This is a genomic window from Streptomyces alkaliphilus, assembly GCF_014141535.1.
Lineage (GTDB): Bacteria > Actinomycetota > Actinomycetes > Streptomycetales > Streptomycetaceae > Streptomyces > Streptomyces alkaliphilus.
The window spans coordinates 1-2,057 of the sequence record NZ_VKHT01000898.1 but is presented as its reverse complement, the minus strand read 5'-3'; the positions used below and the strand labels follow the sequence as shown (position 1 = coordinate 2,057).

General features: G+C 74.8%; 2 protein-coding genes. One reads left to right on the top strand and one right to left on the bottom strand.

Annotated features, from left to right (window positions below):
* On the top strand, positions 1–812 hold an 812-nt coding region (locus FNQ90_RS20920), incomplete at its 5' end, for an aminotransferase class I/II-fold pyridoxal phosphate-dependent enzyme (protein WP_182607772.1).
* Here FNQ90_RS20920 and FNQ90_RS20915 read toward each other — a convergent pair.
* A partial coding sequence (locus tag FNQ90_RS20915; protein ID WP_194432743.1) for an MFS transporter occupies positions 759–2,057 on the bottom strand: 1,299 nt, incomplete at its 5' end. The genes FNQ90_RS20920 and FNQ90_RS20915 overlap by 54 nt on opposite strands.

Below are 2,057 nucleotides of genomic sequence, written 5' to 3'. Positions count from 1 at the left end.
CGGTGGTGCTCAGCCCGCCCCTCTACCCCCCGATCGCGGAACTGGCGCGCCACCGGGGCCGGCGGGTGGTGGAGGCCCCGCTCGACCCGGCGGGGCGCATGGACCCGGAGACCCTGGAGCGAGCCTTCCGTTCCGTCCCCGGCTCGGTGTACGTGCTGTGCAATCCGCACAACCCCACCGGCACGGTACCCCGCCCGGACGAGTTGGACACCCTCGCCGGGCTGGCCGGACGGTACGACGTGCGGGTGGTGGCGGACGAGATCCACGCACCGATCGTGCCTCCCGGCGCGCGCTTCACCCCGTGGCTCTCCCGGCCGGGGGCGGAGCGCGGTTTCTCCGTCATATCCGCATCCAAGAGCTGGAACCTGCCCGGGGCCAAGGCGGCCCTGGTCGTCGCCGGCCCGGATGCCGAGCGGGACCTCGCGGTCCTTCCCGGAGTTCTCGGGCACGCCGCGAGCCATCTCGGGGTGCTGGCGCACACCGTGGCGCTGCGGGAGGCGGGGGAGTGGCTGGACGGTTTCCTCGCCGGCGTCGCCGCCAACCGACGCCTGGTGGTCCGCCTGCTGGAGCTTCTGCTGCCCGGGGTGGGGGTCCTGGAGTCGGAGGGGACCTATTTCGCCTGGTTGGACTGTCGGGAGTTGTGGCCCGAGGAGCCGGACCCGGCGGCCCGTTTCCTGGAGCGCGGGCGGGTGGCGCTCTCCCCCGGACCGGAGTTCGGCACCGGGGGAGAGGGCCGGGCGCGGCTCAACCTGGCCTGTTCACCCTCGCTGCTCGCCGAGGCCGTGCGCCGCATGGCCGCCGCCGTCGACTGAGCCGGTTCCGGGGCCCGCCCCGAGCGGCGGTGCGGGCGGGACCCCGGCACCCTCCGCGCCGGTACCGGTGATCACGGCTCCGGTCCCCGTGGGGTTCCGCCCCGGCGCGAGCACCCCGGCGCCCAGGAAGAGGATCAGGGCGGCTCCGGTCACCAGGGCGAAGGAGACCCGCAGTGAGGTCAGCTCGCCGAGCAGACCGATCACGGCCGGCGCGACCAGGCCGGTGGTGTAGGTGATGGTGGCCACGCCGGCGATCGCCCGGGCCGGTTGCGCGCCGCTGCGACCGGCGGCGGCGAAGGTCAGCGGAACCACCACGGCGATGCCGACACCCAACAGGGCGAATCCGGCCACCCCGACGGCGGGAACGGGGGCCACCACCACCAACGCCCCGCCGGCGGCGGCGAGGAGACCGCTGACCCGCACGGTCCGCACCGCTCCCATCCGCCGCACCACCGCGTCGCCGAGCAGGCGGGCGATGGCCATGGTGCAGGCGAAGCCGGTGTAACCGGCCGCCGCCACGGTCTCCGAACTGCTCGTGACCTCCCGCAGGTAGACCCCGGACCAGTCCATTCCGGCACCCTCACCGAAGACGGCGCACATGCCCACCGCCCCGATCAGCAGGGCGGACCTCGGAGGCAGCGTGAAGCGGGGCGGCGCCGCCTCACCGGGTGCGGCGCGCACGTCCAGCACCCCGCGCACCGCGAAGCGGGCGAGGACCGCCAGGACCAGTGCCGCCGCCGGTAGGTGGAGTCGGGCGTCCACCCCGGCGTGGACCACGGCCACGCCCACGGCCGAGCCGACCAGGGCCCCGACACTCCACAGGCCGTGCAGACCGGACATGATCGAACGGCCGTACCGTTCCTCGACCTCGACACCCTGGGCGTTCATCACCACGTCGGACATACCGGCGGTGGCGCCGAAGACCGCGAGGGCGAGGCAGAGGACGACGAGGTGGGGGGCGAGGGCCGGTAGGGCCAGGGCGAGGCACCACAGGACGAGCAGGGTGCGCAGGGCGGCCCTCGCTCCCCACCGGTGCACGATCCGACCCGCCATCGGCATGGCCACCGCCGCGCCGATGGCGGGAAAGGCCAGGGCGAGACCCAGTTGGCCGGTGCCCAGGCCCAGGTGTTCCTGGATCCAGGGGATTCGGGTGGCGAAGCAGCCGGTCACCGCTCCGTGGACGGCGAAGACCGTCCCCACCGAGCGACGGGCGCGGCGGAGCTCGGCGGGGAGGGAGGAGACGCC